The organism is Mycolicibacterium neworleansense, from assembly GCF_001245615.1.
In the GTDB taxonomy this organism is placed as follows: Bacteria; Actinomycetota; Actinomycetes; order Mycobacteriales; family Mycobacteriaceae; genus Mycobacterium; species Mycobacterium neworleansense.
Genome location: NZ_CWKH01000001.1, coordinates 1,529,751 through 1,545,567 on the forward strand (window position 1 = coordinate 1,529,751; position 15,817 = coordinate 1,545,567).

Consider the following 15,817-nt stretch of genomic DNA (forward strand, 5'->3'; position numbering starts at 1 on the left):
CTAGCAAGGGCACCCTTACGTGACCTGGGCCACCGTTGCCCGGCGAAGGCCGCCTCCGCCGACGGTTACGCTGCCCTGATGGCAAGCCGCCTGTCGACCTTCAGCTCATCGATCGCCCGGTGGCACGGCGATGAACGGACCGTCGGGTCTCCACTCAACCCCGCCGAGGTCGTCGCACAGCGCCGAACCCGGCTGTTCGGGGCCACCGGAACCGTACTGATGGCGATCGGAGCCCTCGGCGCCGGCGCCCGACCCGTCGTGCAGGACCCGACCTTCGGGGTGCGGCTGCTCAACCTGCCGTCGCGCATCCAGACCGTCTCGCTGACGATGACCACGACCGGCGCGGTGATGATGGCGCTGGCCTGGCTCATGCTCGGGCGCTTCGCGCTCGGACCGCGCCGGATGTCACGCAGCCAGCTCGACCGCACGCTGCTGCTGTGGGCCATCCCCCTGTTGATCGCGCCGCCGATGTACAGCAAGGACGTCTACTCGTATTTGGCCCAGAGCGAGATCGGGTACATCGGCCTGAACCCCTACAAGGTGGGTCCGGCCACCGGCCTCGGCCTTGACCACGTGTTCACACTGTCGGTACCGAGCCTGTGGCGCGAGACACCGGCCCCGTACGGGCCGCTCTTCCTGTGGATCGGCGAGAGCATCTCCGCATTGACCGGCGAGAACATCGTCGCCGCGGTGCTGTGCCACCGCGTCGTCGTGCTGCTCGGTGTCGGGCTCATCGTGTGGGCGACGCCACGGCTGGCCCGGCGCTGCGGCGTCGCCGAGGTCAGCGCGCTGTGGCTGGGCGCCTGTAACCCGCTGCTGTTCATGCACCTGGTCGCCGGGATCCACAACGAGGCGCTGATGCTCGGGCTGATGCTGGCAGGTACGGAATTCGCGCTGCGTGGCATCGACGCGGCGGCTCCGCTGCTTCCCCGGCCGCTGACCTGGCCGCACTCGCGCGAGGACTGGCAACACTGGTACCCCGCGGCGATGCTGCTGCTCGGCACCGTGTTGATCACGCTGTCGTCCCAGGTCAAGTTGCCGTCGCTGCTGGCGCTGGGTTTCGTGGCGATGGCCCTGGCCTGGCGCCTGGGCGGCACGATCAAGGCCTTCTTCGTGGCGAGCGTCCCACTCGGCGCGGTGTCGCTGGCGGTGATGGCGCTGATCGGCTGGGCCAGCGGCCTGGGCTTCGGCTGGCTGGGCACCCTCGGCACCGCCAACGTCGTGCGCAGCTGGATGTCGCCGCCGACCCTGGTGGCCCTGGGCACCGGCCAGGTCGGCATCCTGCTGGGCCTCGGTGATCACACCACCGCGGTGCTGGCCCTGACCCGCGCCATCGGTGTCTTCCTCATCGCGATCCTGGTCAGCTGGCTGCTGCTGGCGGTGCTGCGCGGCCGCCTGCATCCGGTGGGCGGTCTGGGTGTCGCCCTGGGCGGCACGATCCTGCTGTTCCCGGTGGTGCAACCGTGGTACCTGCTGTGGGCGGTGATCCCGTTGGCCGCGTGGGCAACCCGGCCGGGGTTCCGCGGCTCCACGATCGCGATCACCCTGGTCGTCGGTATCTTCGGTCCGACCGCCAACGGCGACCGGTTCACGTTGTTCCAGATCGTGATGGCAACCCTGGCCAGCACCGTGATCGTGTTGATCTTGATCGGCCTGACATGGCGCCGGCTGCCGTGGCGTGCGTCACCTCAGACGGACATAAGCCCACCACCGGCACGCACACAGTCCCCCGACGCCTACGCTGAATCCCCGTGACCTCGCGTTCTGATCATCCAGTGCTGCTCCGCGGCGTCAGCAAGCGCTACGGCGCGACGACGGCGGTGTCCAACCTGGACCTCGAGGTGCAGCGCGCCGAAGTGCTGGCGCTGCTCGGCCCGAACGGCGCGGGCAAAACCACCACTGTCGAGATGTGCGAGGGATTCATCCGCCCCGACGACGGTCGGGTCGAGATCCTCGGCCTGGACCCCATCGCGGACAACGCCCAGCTGCGCGAGCGGATCGGCGTGATGCTGCAGGGCGGCGGCGGATACCCGGCGGCGAAGGCCGGCGAGATGCTCGACCTGGTGGCCTCATACGCCGCCGATCCCCTCGACCCGGCCTGGCTGATGGACACGCTGGGCCTGACCGAATCCGCCCGGACCACCTACCGGCGCCTGTCGGGCGGCCAGCAACAGCGCCTGGCGCTGGCCTGCGCGGTGGTCGGCCGGCCCGAGCTGGTGTTCCTCGACGAGCCCACCGCCGGGATGGACGCCCACGCCCGAATTGTGGTGTGGGAGTTGATCGATGCATTGCGCCGCGACGGCGTGACGGTGGTGCTGACCACCCACCACCTCGCCGAGGCCGAGGAGCTCGCCGACCGGATCGTGATCATCGATCACGGCGTGGCGGTCGCCACCGGCACCCCGGCCGAGCTCACGCACAGCGGCGCGGAGAACCAGCTGCGGTTCAGCGCGCCGCGCAAGCTCGACCTGACCCTGCTGGCCGCCGCCCTGCCGGAGAACTACAAGGCCACCGAGACGGCCCCCGGCGAGTACCTGGTCGAGGGACACATCGACCCGCAGGTGCTGGCCACCGTGACGGCCTGGTGCGCCCGGCTCAACGTGCTGGCCACCGGCATGCGGGTGGAGCAGCGCAGCCTCGAAGATGTATTCCTCGACCTCACAGGACGGGAGCTGCGGTCATGACGAGCGCTCCGAACCGGTTCGCCCCGGGCACCTTCTCCCCGGATCCCCGCCCGGCCAAGGTGCCGGCCATGCTGGCCGCCCAATTCAAGCTGGAACTGAAGTTGCTGCTGCGCAACGGCGAACAGCTGCTGCTGACCATGTTCATCCCGATCACGCTGCTGGTCGGGATGACGCTGCTGCCGCTGGGCTCGTTCGGCGACGACCGGGCGGGAACCTTCACCCCCGCCATCATGGCCCTTGCCCTGATCTCCACGGCGTTCACCGGGCAGGCCATAGCGGTGGCGTTCGACCGCCGCTACGGCGCCCTGAAACGCCTCGGCGCCACCGCGCTCCCGGTGTGGGGGATCATCGCAGGCAAGTCTCTGGCAGTGGTGACCGTGGTGTTCTTGCAGGCAATCCTGTTGGGTGCCATCGGTTTTGCACTGGGTTGGCGACCTTCGGTGATCGGGTTGGCGCTCGGCGCGGTGATCATCGCGCTCGGCACTGCCACATTCGCCGCGTTGGGACTGCTGCTCGGCGGGACGCTCAAGGCCGAGATCGTGCTGGCCCTGGCGAACCTCCTGTGGTTCGTGTTCGCCGGCCTCGGCGCACTCACCCTGGAAGGCGGCCCGGTGCCGTCGGCGCTGCGCTGGGCCGCCCGGCTGACCCCGTCGGGAGCTCTCACCGAATCCCTGACCCAGGCCATGACGATGTCAGTGGACTGGTTCGGTGTGGCCGTGCTGGTGGTGTGGGGTGTCATCGCGGCAGTCTGCGCGCTGCGCTGGTTCCGCTTCACCTGATCCACCAGCCCTACTACGGGCTGTAGTTACTGATCAACTACGATCAGCCCGTGCCCGTCGGAACAGTTTTCCAGCGACTGGTCGATCTGCTGCCCATGCCCAGCCTGCGGGTCCAGCGCCTCATCGCGTTCCTGGTGATCCTCACCCAGGGCGGCATCTCGGTCACCGGGGCGATCGTCCGGGTCACCGCCTCCGGTCTGGGCTGCCCCACGTGGCCCCAGTGTTTCCCCGGCAGCTTCACACCCGTCCCACACGCCGAAGTCGCCGTCGTGCACCAGGTGGTCGAGTTCGGCAACCGGATGATCACCTTCCTCGTGGTGCTGACCGCCATCGCCGCCGTCCTGGCCGTGACCCGGGCGCGACGCCGCCGCGAGGTGCTGATCTACGCCTGGCTGATGCCGGCCTCCACCGTGGTCCAGGCCATCATCGGCGGCATCACGGTGCGGACCGGGTTGCTGTGGTGGACCGTGGCCATCCACCTGCTGGCCTCCATGGCGATGGTGTGGCTCTCGGTTCTGCTGTTCGTCAAGATCGGCCAGCCCGACGAGGGCGCGCCGACGGCGACCGTGCCGAAACCGTTGCGGCAGTTGACCGTCCTGAGCGCCGTCATCCTGGCCGCGGTCCTGGTGACGGGCACGCTGGTGACCGGCGCCGGCCCGCATGCCGGGGACAAGAGCCTCGATCGCGTGGTACCGCGGCTACAGGTCGAGATCACCACGCTCGTGCACATGCACTCGTCGCTGCTGGTCGCCTACCTGTCGCTCATCGTTGCGCTGGGGTTCGGCCTGACCGCGGTACGTGCCGGCCGCCCCGTCATGGTCCGGCTCGCCGTTCTGGTGGCACTGGTGTGCGCGCAAGGGCTCGTCGGGGTCGTGCAGTTCTACACCGGGGTGCCGGCGGTACTGGTCGCCGTGCACGTCGCCGGTGCGGCCGCCTGTACCGCGGCGACCGCAGCGCTGTGGGCATCGATGCGTGAACGGGTCCAGGCCGGGGCCTAGACCCGGCGCATCCTCGTCAGTGCGTCCACCCGGCCGCGGTCTGCGCGTCGAACGTCGCGTCGATCCGATCGAACCTACGGCGAATCGAAGTTCGTGACGCCTCGTGCGGCAACACATACAGGCGATCGGCGAGGACCGCCTCGGCCGTGAGCCGGGCGACCTCGTCGACGTCGAGTACGTCGTTGCCGGTGATGAGTTGGTCCTCGACCACCTGGCCGCGTGCCCGCGCCGACGTGGCAAGGAGGTTGGTGCCCACCATCATCGGGCACAGCACCGAAACCCCGATCCCGTTGTCGCCGACCTCACGGGCCAGCACCTCGGCCAGCGCGACCACACCGTATTTGGCCACGCAGTACGCGCCGAGCCCGACGTTGGGGACCAACCCGGCGAAGGACGCGGTGAACAACACGTGCCCGCCCTGGCCCTGCTCGATCAGCCGGGGCAAGAACGCCTCGACACCGTGAACCGGTCCCCACAGGTCGACATCGAGAATGAAATGCCAGTCGTCATGGGTCATCTGTGCAACCGGCCCGTCGACGGCCACGCCGGCGTTGTTGAACACCACGTGCACGGCGCCGAGCAACCGGAAGGCCTCGTCGGCGAGGTGGGTGACCTGGTCCAGTTCGCGGACATCGCACGGCACGCCGTGGGCGTCGTACCCCTCTGATCGCAATTGCGCGACAGCGCGACCGAGCGCCGTTTCGTCGTAGTCGGCCAGCACAATACGGGCGCCACGCATGGCGAACTGCCGCGCTGTCGCCAAGCCGATGCCGCTGGCCCCGCCGGTGACCACGGCGCCCCGCCCTTCAAAGGTGTCCACCCGGCCGACTCTAGGGCGGCTCTGTCGACCAGTTCGTCCAGTTCGTCAGAAACCCCGGTGCGACAGCGGGCCCAGCCCGAAGCGCTCCAGCGCGGCCTCCACACCGACGGCGAACTGCCGCTCGGCGTCCGCCCGATCGCGCGCACGGAGCTGGCGGAATCCCAGACCGGGTTCGACCAGTTCCAGCTCGAGCAGGCGGGGGTCCTCCGGTCCGCCGATCACATCGACGCGGGCGTACACCAGCTCCTCGGCGTCGAAATCGAACAGCCGGACCACCGCGTCGACCGCCTGGTGGCCGACCCGCCAGACTTCTTCGCCGGGATCGGCCGGCGACAGCGACTCCTGCGCATAGGTGCCAGTCTCCTCGAACTCGGGTGACTGCCCGGCCGGCGGCAGGATCGGCCCCTTGGTGAAGGCATGGGATTTCTTGCCGCCCAAGAACACCAGCGCGGTTTCGCCGTCGGAGATCCGCGCGTCGTACGGCTGCACCAGTACCGCGTGGCCACCGGCGTGCAGAGCCTCCGCGTGAGCCAGCGCCTCCGTGGCGTCGACGAACCGCTGGGCCCCGGCCGAGCCCGCCCCCACCGCGGGCTTCACCACCACCTCACCGTCGGGCACGCTGACCTTCTCTCCGACCGCGAAGTATCCGGTCGGCACCACGGGAACACCCATGCGGTGCAGATCGTCGAGGTAGCGCTTGTCGGTGTTCCACTGCACGATCTGCGCGGGGTTGATCAGGTGGCGCACCGACCGGGTCCAGGCCAGGAACTCATCGAGACGCTCGGCGTAGTCCCAGGTGGCCCGCAAGACCACCAGGTCGGCATCGAGGGTGGCCGGATCGTCCCAGGGCAGCCAGCGGGCATGCAGACCGCGGTTGCGCAGCGCCATCAGCAGGCCGGCGTCGTCACCGTCGCCTTCCGGCAATGCCGCACAACCAGCCAACACGATGCGGGGATGGAACACATCCGGACGGGCAAGCTTCACCCCCGCGATGATAGGTGTGGATGATGGATGGCGTGTATGCCATCGAAGTTGCCGAGACCGGCGGACCCGAAGTCCTGAGCTACGTCGAGCGGCCCGAGCCCGCCCCGGGCCCCGGCGAGGTACTGATCAAGGCCGAGGCCATCGGCGTCAACTTCATCGACACCTACTTCCGGTCCGGGCAGTATCCGCGGGACCTGCCGTTCATCGTCGGGTCGGAGGTCTGCGGCACCGTCGCCGCAGTCGGCGACGACGTGGCGGCACTGGCTGTCGGGGACCGCGTGGTGACCGCCAACGCGACCGGCGCCTACGCCGATTTCTGCGTCGCCCCGGCCGATTTCGTGGCCTATGTGCCCGACGGCGTAGCGCCCGACGCGATCGCGTCGGCGCTCCTGAAGGGTATGACCGCGCACTACCTGATCAAGTCCACCTACGCTGTGCAGCCCAACGACACCGTGCTGGTGCATGCCGGCGCCGGCGGCGTCGGCCTGATCCTCACCCAATGGGCCACAAGCATCGGCACCCGGGTGATCACCACCGCCTCGACACCGCAGAAAGCCGAACTGTCCCGCCAGGCCGGAGCCGTCGAGGTGCTCGACTATCCCGAAGACCCAGCTGAGTTCGGCGACAAGATCCGCGATCTCACCGGCGGCGCGGGTGTGGCCGCCGTCTATGACGGAGTCGGCGCATCGACGTTCGACGCGAGCCTGGCCAGCCTCGCGGTGCGCGGCACGCTGGCCCTGTTCGGTGCGGCCAGCGGACCGGTGCCGCCGGTGGATCCGCAGCGTCTCAACGCCGCCGGCTCGGTGTTCCTGACCCGGCCGACGCTGGCTCACCACACCCGCACGCCCGATGAATTCTCTTGGCGGGCAGGTGAATTGATCAATGCCATCGCAGACGGTTCGATCACCATCACCGTCGGCGGCCGGTACCCGCTGGCCGAGGCCGGCCAGGCCCACACCGACCTGCAGGGCCGCAAGACCGTCGGCTCGATCGTGCTGGTGCCCTAGACCGGCTGGATGTCCGGGAACGTCCAGGAGCCGTCGAGGATCTCAGGCCGCGGCCGGTACAGCCGGACGATGTAGTTCCAGCCCGCGGTGACCGGCAGCAGATTGGCTGCGCCGGTCCCACCGAACTGCACCGTGGTGGAACCGTCCGGGTCCTTGACCGCGGTGACATTGTTCACCGAGTAGGCGTTCTGCGGGTTCGCGGTGAAATAGCCGTCCTTGTTGTAGACCGTCACCGACCAGAATCCGTCCACCGGGACGTCTTTGACGGTCAGCCGGTGCACGGTGGTGCCGTCGTTCCCGGCCGGCACCACGGTGAGATACATCGCATCGCGCGCGGGGTTTCCGCCCCAGGCGAACGCCGAGCCGATGAGGTGACGCACCGGGTCCACCTCGTATTTGGCACCGAACATGGCCGTGCTGTCCGTCAGCGTGGTGGACAGTGTGATGAGCGCATCACGAACCGTCTTCTGGCTGACCGGATCCCACTGCGGAATCTCGAAGAACCCCGGATCCGCCTGGGACACGCCGATGGCGTCCTGTAGCGCATGCACCGCGGCCAGGTCGGCGGTATCGCCGGGGTCGACCAGGGTGCGGACTGCCACGATCGCATAGCGCGCATCGACGGAATCCCGGCTGAACGTCACCTCGGCCGGCGCATAGGCGACGTTGGTTGTGTAGTGATCCTCGCTGATGACCTGGAGCGACATGAACCGGCCCGCGCTGTCGGGAAGCGTGATCGTCACGGGCCCGCCGTCGAGATCGAACACCGCGGCCGAATACAGCGTGTCCCGGTTCTGCCGGATGACGATCTGGTGATCGACCGGGGTCAGATCACGGTTGTGGAAGAACTTCCCGAACCCACCGTCCTTCACGGCTCCGGCGAAGTACTGATCGGATTCGGCGCGCGCGAAGTTGTCAGGACTCACATGTTCGGTCATGACGACAACGCTGCCACACCAACGACGTTGGGGCGACGGTTCGCGGGGCTAGCGGCCGAAGATCGTCGGCAGCGCCAGCGCCGAGTCGATGGCCAGCGCGCAGAACACCACGGCCAGGTAGTTGTTCGACTGCAGGAACAACCGCAGCGGCTTGACCGGCTCCCCGCGCTTCACCCCGGAGTACAGCTGGTGGGCCATCACCAGGAACCACGCGCCGGCCAGCAGGGCCACAGCACCGTAGAGCCATCCGGTGGCCAGCGCCAGCACCAGCGTGGTGAGCACCGTCAGCCAGGTGTAGATCAAGATCTGGCGGGTGACCTCACGCTCAGTGGCCACGGCGGGCAGCATCGGCACGCCGGCCGCCTTGTAGTCGTCCTTGTACCGCATCGCCAGGGCCCAGGTGTGCGGCGGCGTCCAGAAGAAGATGATGAGGAACATCACCAACGCCGGCCACTGGATGGTCCCGGTCACCGCGGACCAGCCGATCATCACGGGCATGCAGCCGGCCGCCCCGCCCCACACGACGTTCTGCGAGGTGCGGCGTTTGAGCAGCAACGTGTAAACGAAGACGTAGAACGCGATCGTGGCCATGGCCAGCAACCCGGACAGCAGATTCGACGTCCACCACAGCCAGCCGAACGAAGTGACCGAGAGGACCAGACCGAAGATCAGCGCGTGCCGGGTCGGCACCGAAGCCTGAGCCAGCGGGCGACGGGCGGTCCGCTTCATCACCTTGTCGATGTCGGCGTCCACCACACAGTTGAGCGTGTTGGCACCGGCCGCCGCGAGCCCCCCGCCGATCAGGGTGTTGAGGATCAGCAGCGGGTCAATTGTGCCGCGGGCCGCCAATAGCATCGCCGGAATGGTGGTGACCAGCAACAACTCGATCACGCGCGGCTTGGTCAACGCCAAATACGACAGGAAGGTGGATCGTATTCGGCTCGGCGCCCCATTGATGAGCCGGCGCTCGCGAATGCTCACGCAAATAACTCCTCGGGTGGCGTCACGCGGCTTCTACTACACACGATGGTAGACCGCCGCCCGAACAGCTCGGCACCGCAGGGTCATGTTCGGCGGCAACACCGGGGTAAACGACGGGGTATCGGTGTGAGAACCAGTCTGCATCGGACGAGTCCGCCCCACTAGGGTGTTTGTCGTAGCAGCATGGCAACTGCGTGCACGTGCCGGCAGATTGAAGACGAGGAAGTGAGCTTAGTGACCACCGCCGAAGAGATCACCGCTCTCACCCAGCCCAACCACCCAGATGACTGGACCGAACTCGACAGCGTTGCGGTCGACACCGTCCGGGTGCTCGCGGCTGACGCGGTGCAGAAGGTCGGCAACGGCCACCCGGGGACAGCGATGAGCCTGGCACCGCTGGCCTACACGCTGTTCCAGCGGCAGCTGCGCCACGACCCCAGCGACACCGAGTGGATCGGCCGAGACCGCTTCGTGCTGTCTTGCGGGCATTCCAGCCTGACCCTGTACCTGCAGCTCTACCTCGGCGGCTTCGGCCTGGAGCTGGCCGACATCGAGGCACTGCGCACCTGGGGTTCACTGACGCCGGGCCATCCCGAGTACCACCACACCAAGGGCGTGGAGATCACCACCGGCCCGCTGGGCCAGGGTCTGGCCTCGGCGGTCGGAATGGCGATGGCCGCCCGTTACGAGCGCGGCCTGTTCGATCCCGACACCGCCCCGGGTGAGAGCCCGTTCGACCACTACATCTACGTGGTGGCCTCGGACGGTGACATCGAGGAAGGCGTCACCAGCGAAGCCTCGTCGCTCGCAGGCACCCAACAGCTCGGCAATCTCATCGTGTTCTGGGACGACAACAAGATCTCCATCGAGCACAACACCGACATCGCGTTGAGCGAGGACGTGCCCGCGCGCTACCGCGCCTACGGCTGGCACGTCCAGGAGGTCGAGGGCGGCGAGAACGTAGCCGGCATAGAAGAAGCCATCGCGGCCGCCAAGAAGGTCACCGACAAGCCGTCGTTCATCGCGCTGCGCACGATCATCGGCTACCCCGCCCCCACCAAGATGAACACCGGCGGCGTGCACGGTTCGGCACTGGGCGCCGACGAGGTGGCGGCCACCAAGAAGATCCTCGGCTTCGACCCGGACAAGAGCTTCGAGGTGCGCGACGACGTCATCGCCCACACCCGTGAGCTGGTGGCCCGCGGCAAGCAGGCACACGCCGATTGGCAGGTGGGCTTCGACGCCTGGGCCGAGCGTGAGCCCGAGCGCAAGCAGCTGCTGGACCGGCTGCTGGCACAGAAGCTCCCCGAGGGCTGGGACGCCGACCTGCCGCACTGGGACGTCGACTCCAAGCCGGTGGCCACCCGTGCCGCCTCCGGCGCCGTGCTGGCCGCCGTCGGGCAGACCCTTCCCGAGCTGTGGGGCGGGTCGGCCGACCTCGCCGGCAGCAACAACACCACGATCAAGGGCGCGAACTCGTTTGGGCCGCCCTCGATCTCGACCGAGGACTGGAACGCGACCTGGTACGGCCGCACCCTGCACTTCGGCATCCGTGAGCATGCGATGGGCGCGATCCTGTCCGGCATCGTGCTGCACGGCCCGACCCGGCCCTACGGCGGAACTTTCCTGCAGTTCTCGGATTACATGCGCCCGGCCGTGCGTTTGGCCTCATTGATGAACATCGATCCGATCTACGTGTGGACGCACGACTCGATCGGCCTCGGTGAGGACGGTCCGACCCACCAGCCGATCGAACACCTGGCGGCGCTGCGCGCGATCCCGAACCTGTCGGTGGTGCGACCGGGCGATCCGAACGAGACCGCCTATGCGTGGAAGACCGTGCTGGAGCGCACCGCCAGCACCGGCCCGGTGGGGTTGATCCTGACCCGGCAGGGCGTCCCGGTGATCGAGGGCACCAGCGCCGAAGGTGTGGCCCGCGGCGGCTATGTGCTCGGCGGCACCCCGGAGGACAACCCCGACGTGGTGATCATCGCCACGGGCTCCGAGCTTCAGCTCGCCGTCGCGGCGCAGAAGCTGCTGGCGGACAAGGACATCAACGCCAGCGTGGTGTCGATGCCGTGTGTCGAGTGGTTCGAATCGCAGCCCAAGGAGTACCGCGATTCGGTACTGCCACCGGCGGTTTCGGCCCGGGTGGCGGTCGAGGCCGCGGTGGCGCAGAGTTGGTACAAGCTGGTCGGAGACACCGGCGAGATCGTCTCGATCGAGCACTACGGTGCCTCCGCCGACGACAAGACGCTGTTCCGTGAGTTCGGTTTCACCCCCGAGGCCGTGGCGGCTGCGGCGGAACGATCCCTAGACAACTAGCGACGACTAGCAGGAGAAGGCGAATCATGACTCAGAACCCGAATCTCGCGGCGCTGAGTGCCGCGGGTGTGTCCGTCTGGCTCGACGATCTTTCGCGCGACCGATTGCAGACCGGCAATCTGCAGGAACTGATCGACACCCGCAGCGTGGTGGGGGTCACGACCAACCCGTCGATCTTCCAGGCCGCACTGTCGAAGGGCACCGCCTACGACGCGCAGGTCAAGGAACTCGCCGAGCGGGGCGCCGACGTCGACGCCACCATCCGCACGGTCACCACCGACGACGTCCGCAACGCCTGCGATGTCCTGGCCAAGCAGTATGAGGCCTCGGGCGGCATTGACGGCCGGGTGTCGATCGAGGTCGACCCGCGCCTGGCCCACGACACCGACAAGACGATCCTGCAGGCGATCGAGCTGTGGAAGATCGTCGACCGGCCCAACCTGCTGATCAAGATTCCGGCGACGCTCGCCGGGCTGCCCGCGATCACCGCGGTGATCGCCGAGGGTATCTCGGTCAACGTCACGCTGATCTTCTCGGTCGAGCGGCACCGCGCCGTGATGGACGCCTACCTGGCCGGCCTGGAGGCCGCCAAGGAAGCGGGCCACGATCTGTCCAAGATCCATTCCGTCGCATCGTTCTTCGTGTCCCGCGTGGACACTGAGATCGACAACCGGCTGGAGAAGATCGGCTCGGAGGATGCGTTGGCCCTGCGCGGCAAGGCCGGCGTGGCCAACTCGCGCCTGGCGTATGCGGCCTACGAGGAAGTCTTCGGCGGCGAGCGGTTCGCCGCACTCAAGGGTGAGGGGGCCCGCGTACAGCGCGTGCTGTGGGCGTCCACCGGCGTCAAGAACCCGGACTACCCCGATACGCTCTACGTCACCGAGTTGGTCGCGCCGCACACGGTCAACACGTTGCCGGAGAAGACGCTGGAGGCGGTCGCCGATCACGGCAAGATCGCCGGTGACACCATCACCGGGACTGCGGCGCCGTCGCAGGAGACCTTCGACAAACTCAGCGCCGTCGGCATCGACCTGGTCGATGTGTTCAAGGTGCTCGAAGACGAGGGTGTGGACAAGTTCGAGAAGTCGTGGCAGGAACTGCTCGACGCGACACAGGGCCAACTCGACGCCGCAAAGAAATGAGCCCGGCAAACGACAGGCCGGAGACCGCCTGGCGTAACCCGCTGCGGGACAAGCGCGACAAGCGCATGCCCCGCATCGCGGGGCCGTGTGCGGTGGTGATCTTCGGTGTGACCGGTGACCTGGCCCGCAAGAAGTTGATGCCGGCCATCTACGACCTGGCCAATCGCGGCCTGCTGCCGCCCAGCTTCGCGTTGGTCGGCTTCGCCCGCCGCGACTGGGCGGACGAGGATTTCGGCAAGATCGTCTACGACGCGGTCAAGCAGCATGCTCGCACCCCGTTCCGACAGGAAGTCTGGGACCGGTTGGCCGAGGGATTCCGGTTCGTCCAGGGCACTTTCGACGACGACGCGTCGTTCGAACGCCTCAAGGAAACCCTGCACAAACTCGATGTCGAGCGCGGAACGAGCGGCAATCACGCGTTCTACCTGTCGATCCCGCCGAAGTCGTTCCCCCAGGTCTGCGAGCAACTGTCCAAGTCAGGGCTGGCGGACAAGCCGGAGGGCAGCTGGAGCCGGGTGGTCATCGAGAAGCCGTTCGGCCACGACCTGAAGAGCGCCGAGGAACTCAACGGCGTCGTCAACAGTGTCTTCCCGGAGTCGTCGGTGTTCCGCATCGATCACTATCTGGGCAAGGAGACGGTGCAGAACATCCTGGCGCTGCGTTTTGCCAACGAGATGTTCGAGCCGGTGTTGAACTCGCACTACGTCGACAGCGTGCAGATCACGATGGCCGAGGACATCGGGCTCGGTGGGCGCGGGGGCTACTACGACGGTGTCGGCGCAGCGCGAGATGTCATCCAGAACCACCTGCTGCAGCTGCTGGCGCTGACGGCGATGGAAGAGCCGGTGAGCTTCTCCCCCGCTGAACTGCAGGCCGAGAAGATCAAGGTGCTCTCGGCGACCCGGCTGGCCGAGCCGCTGGACGAGACCACCTCACGTGGGCAGTACATCGCCGGCTGGCAGGGCGGCGAGAAGGTTGTCGGACTGCTGGACGAAGAAGGTTTCTCGAAGACCTCGACCACCGAGACTTTCGCAGCCATCACGCTGGACGTGGACACCCGCCGCTGGGCCGGTGTGCCGTTCTATCTCCGGACCGGAAAACGCTTGGGCCGCAGGGTCACCGAGATCGCGCTGTTGTTCAAGCGCGCACCGCACCTGCCCTTCGACGCCACGATGACCGACGAACTCGGGCAGAACGCCCTGGTGATCCGGGTCCAACCGGACGAGGGCATCACACTGCGGTTCGGGTCAAAAGTTCCGGGCCACATCATGGAGGTCCGCGATGTAAGCATGGACTTCTCCTACGGCTCGGCTTTCGCCGAGGAGTCGCCCGAGGCATATGAGCGCCTGATCCTCGATGTGCTGCTGGGTGAGCCATCGCTGTTCCCGGTCAATGCCGAAGTCGAATTGTCTTGGAAGATCTTGGATCCCGCACTGGAATACTGGGCCACCCACGGTAAGCCCGATCCGTATGAGTCGGGGACCTGGGGCCCCGACTCGGCGTTCGAGATGCTGCGCAGGTCTGGCCGGGAATGGAGGCGGCCGTGATTGTCGATCTGCCCGACACCAACACCGGCGCGATCAACAAGAAGATCGTCGCGATGCGTGAGGAGGGTGGCGCGATCACCCTCGGACGGGTGCTGACGCTGGTCATCGCACCCGATTCCGAAGCGCTGCTGGAAGAATCGATCGACGCGGCCAACGCAGCCAGTCGTGAGCATCCGTGTCGCGTGATCGTGGTCATTCCCGGGGACAGATTGACCACCGAGGCGCGACTGGACGCCCAGTTGCGGGTGGGCCGCGACGCCGGCGCCAACGAGGTTGTGGTGCTGCGACTGTCCGGTCCACTGGCCAACCATGCCAGCAGCGTTGTCACCCCATTTTTGTTGCCGGATACGCCGGTGGTGACCTGGTGGCCCGATCTCGCCCCCGCGGTGCCCGCACAGGATCCGTTGGGCAAGTTGGCAATTCGCCGAATCACCGACGCCACCAACGGCATCGATCCGCTGGCCTGCATCAAGAGCCGGCTCAACGGCTATACGGACGGTGACACCGATCTGGCCTGGAGCCGAGTCACCTATTGGCGTGCATTGCTCGCCGCGGCGATCGATCAGGCGCCCCACGAACCCATCACCTCGGCTCTGGTTTCGGGGCTGCGGGACGAACCGGCACTCGACATCCTGGCCGGCTGGCTGGCCAGCCGGATCGACGGACCGGTGACCCGCGCGGTCGGTGAATTGAAGGTCGAACTCGCCCGGCCGAGCGAGACCGTGACCCTGACTCGTCCCCAGACCGGCGTCACCGCCACATTGAGCCGCACCGGCAAGCCGGATGCATTGGTGCCGCTGGCCCGGCGTGAGGCCAAGGAGTGCCTGGCCGAGGATCTACGCCGGCTCGACGCCGACGAAATCTATTACGACGCCCTGCAGGGCATCGACAAGGTGACTTATGTCTGAACGCATCATCGAGACCTACGCCGACGCAGACCAATTGGCCACCGCGGCAGGAGCCCGGCTCGTCGGGGCGATCACGTCGGCCATCGCCACCCGCGGCGCGGCGGACATCGTGCTGACCGGCGGCACGGTAGGGATCGCGTTGCTGCGTCATGTCGCCGGGGCCGAGATCGATTGGTCCAACGTGCAGCTGTATTGGGGCGACGAACGCTACGTGCCCCAGGGCGACGCCGAACGCAACGATCAGCAGGCCCACGACGCGCTGCTGGAGAGCATCAACATTCCACCGGCCAACGTGCACCGGATGGCCACCAGCGACGGCGAGTTCGGCGACGCCATCGACGATGCCGCCGCCGCCTACGAACAGCAGCTGCCGGCACAGTTCGATGTGCATCTGCTGGGCATGGGCGGCGAGGGGCACATCAACTCGTTGTTCCCCGACACCCCGGCGGTCCGTGAAACCACCCGGCTGGTGGTCGCGGTGACCGACTCCCCCAAGCCACCGCCGCGTCGAATCAGCTTGACCCTGCCCGCGATTCAACGGTCGCGCGAAGTGTGGCTGGTGGTGTCCGGGGAGGCCAAGGCCGACGCGGTTGCCGCCGCAATCGGCGGTGCCGAGCCGGTCGACATCCCCGCCGCCGGCGCGATCGGCCTGGAGAAGACGGTGTGGCTGCTCGACGAGGCCGCCGCCGTCAAACTCTGAACCC

Annotated in this window: 14 protein-coding genes; 10 read left to right on the forward strand and 4 right to left on the reverse strand. The window is 67.5% G+C overall.

The window, feature by feature from the left end:
* Positions 1-78 precede the first annotated feature (78 nt).
* From mptB to BN2156_RS07155, 4 genes are read left to right on the forward strand one after another with little or no spacing between them, the layout of a single operon-like run.
* Positions 79-1,755, forward strand: a complete 1,677-nt coding sequence (mptB, locus tag BN2156_RS07140) for a polyprenol phosphomannose-dependent alpha 1,6 mannosyltransferase MptB (RefSeq protein ID WP_162490751.1) — start codon at positions 79-81, stop codon at positions 1,753-1,755.
* On the forward strand, positions 1,752-2,684 hold the full coding sequence (locus BN2156_RS07145) for an ABC transporter ATP-binding protein (RefSeq protein ID WP_090511816.1): 933 nt from the start codon (positions 1,752-1,754) through the stop codon (positions 2,682-2,684). The genes mptB and BN2156_RS07145 overlap by 4 nt, the downstream gene beginning before the upstream one ends.
* On the forward strand, positions 2,681-3,463 hold the full coding sequence (locus tag BN2156_RS07150; RefSeq protein ID WP_090511819.1) for an ABC transporter permease: 783 nt from the start codon (positions 2,681-2,683) through the stop codon (positions 3,461-3,463). The genes BN2156_RS07145 and BN2156_RS07150 overlap by 4 nt, the downstream gene beginning before the upstream one ends.
* Before the next feature lie 50 nt (positions 3,464-3,513).
* Complete coding sequence (locus tag BN2156_RS07155) at positions 3,514-4,461, forward strand: COX15/CtaA family protein (protein WP_090511821.1); 948 nt, start codon at positions 3,514-3,516, stop codon at positions 4,459-4,461.
* Between the two features lie 16 nt (positions 4,462-4,477).
* Here the strand turns inward: BN2156_RS07155 and BN2156_RS07160 are convergent, their stop codons facing one another.
* Both BN2156_RS07160 and BN2156_RS07165 read right to left on the reverse strand, forming a co-directional pair.
* Positions 4,478-5,281, reverse strand: a complete 804-nt coding sequence (locus tag BN2156_RS07160; RefSeq protein ID WP_090511823.1) for an SDR family NAD(P)-dependent oxidoreductase — start codon at positions 5,279-5,281, stop codon at positions 4,478-4,480.
* Positions 5,282-5,326: 45 nt separating this feature from the next.
* The gene (locus BN2156_RS07165) at positions 5,327-6,265 is read right to left on the reverse strand and encodes an ATP-grasp domain-containing protein (protein WP_162490752.1); all 939 of its coding nucleotides are present in this window, start codon (positions 6,263-6,265) and stop codon (positions 5,327-5,329) included.
* Between the two features lie 32 nt (positions 6,266-6,297).
* On the opposite strand from BN2156_RS07165, the gene BN2156_RS07170 reads away from it, so the two are divergent.
* A complete protein-coding gene (locus BN2156_RS07170) occupies positions 6,298-7,272 on the forward strand; it encodes a quinone oxidoreductase family protein (protein WP_162490830.1) in 975 nt (324 codons plus the stop codon).
* Here BN2156_RS07170 and BN2156_RS07175 read toward each other — a convergent pair.
* Positions 7,269-8,198, reverse strand: a complete 930-nt coding sequence (locus tag BN2156_RS07175; RefSeq protein WP_210436639.1) for a DUF1254 domain-containing protein — start codon at positions 8,196-8,198, stop codon at positions 7,269-7,271. The genes BN2156_RS07170 and BN2156_RS07175 overlap by 4 nt on opposite strands.
* Positions 8,199-8,258: 60 nt before the next feature.
* Positions 8,259-9,191, reverse strand: a complete 933-nt coding sequence (locus tag BN2156_RS07180; protein ID WP_090511828.1) for a heme o synthase — start codon at positions 9,189-9,191, stop codon at positions 8,259-8,261.
* A 234-nt stretch (positions 9,192-9,425) separates the two neighbouring features.
* Here BN2156_RS07180 and tkt point away from each other — a divergent pair, with 234 nt between their 5' ends.
* Genes tkt through pgl form a run of 5 tightly spaced genes read left to right on the forward strand, consistent with a single transcriptional unit; the run spans position 9,426 to position 15,813 of the window.
* Complete coding sequence (gene tkt, locus BN2156_RS07185) at positions 9,426-11,516, forward strand: transketolase (protein WP_090511831.1); 2,091 nt, start codon at positions 9,426-9,428, stop codon at positions 11,514-11,516.
* Between the two features lie 26 nt (positions 11,517-11,542).
* Positions 11,543-12,658, forward strand: coding sequence for a transaldolase (gene tal / locus BN2156_RS07190; RefSeq protein WP_090511833.1), 1,116 nt, complete (start codon positions 11,543-11,545; stop codon positions 12,656-12,658).
* A complete protein-coding gene (gene zwf, locus BN2156_RS07195; RefSeq protein WP_090511836.1) occupies positions 12,655-14,205 on the forward strand; it encodes a glucose-6-phosphate dehydrogenase in 1,551 nt (516 codons plus the stop codon). The genes tal and zwf overlap by 4 nt, the downstream gene beginning before the upstream one ends.
* A complete protein-coding gene (opcA, locus tag BN2156_RS07200) occupies positions 14,202-15,113 on the forward strand; it encodes a glucose-6-phosphate dehydrogenase assembly protein OpcA (RefSeq protein WP_090515613.1) in 912 nt (303 codons plus the stop codon). The genes zwf and opcA overlap by 4 nt, the downstream gene beginning before the upstream one ends.
* Positions 15,106-15,813 carry a 6-phosphogluconolactonase gene (gene pgl, locus BN2156_RS07205; protein ID WP_090511837.1) on the forward strand — a complete coding sequence of 236 codons (708 nt, stop codon included), beginning with the start codon at positions 15,106-15,108 and terminating at the stop codon, positions 15,811-15,813. Before opcA ends, pgl begins: the two co-directional genes overlap by 8 nt.
* Positions 15,814-15,817 lie beyond the last annotated feature (4 nt).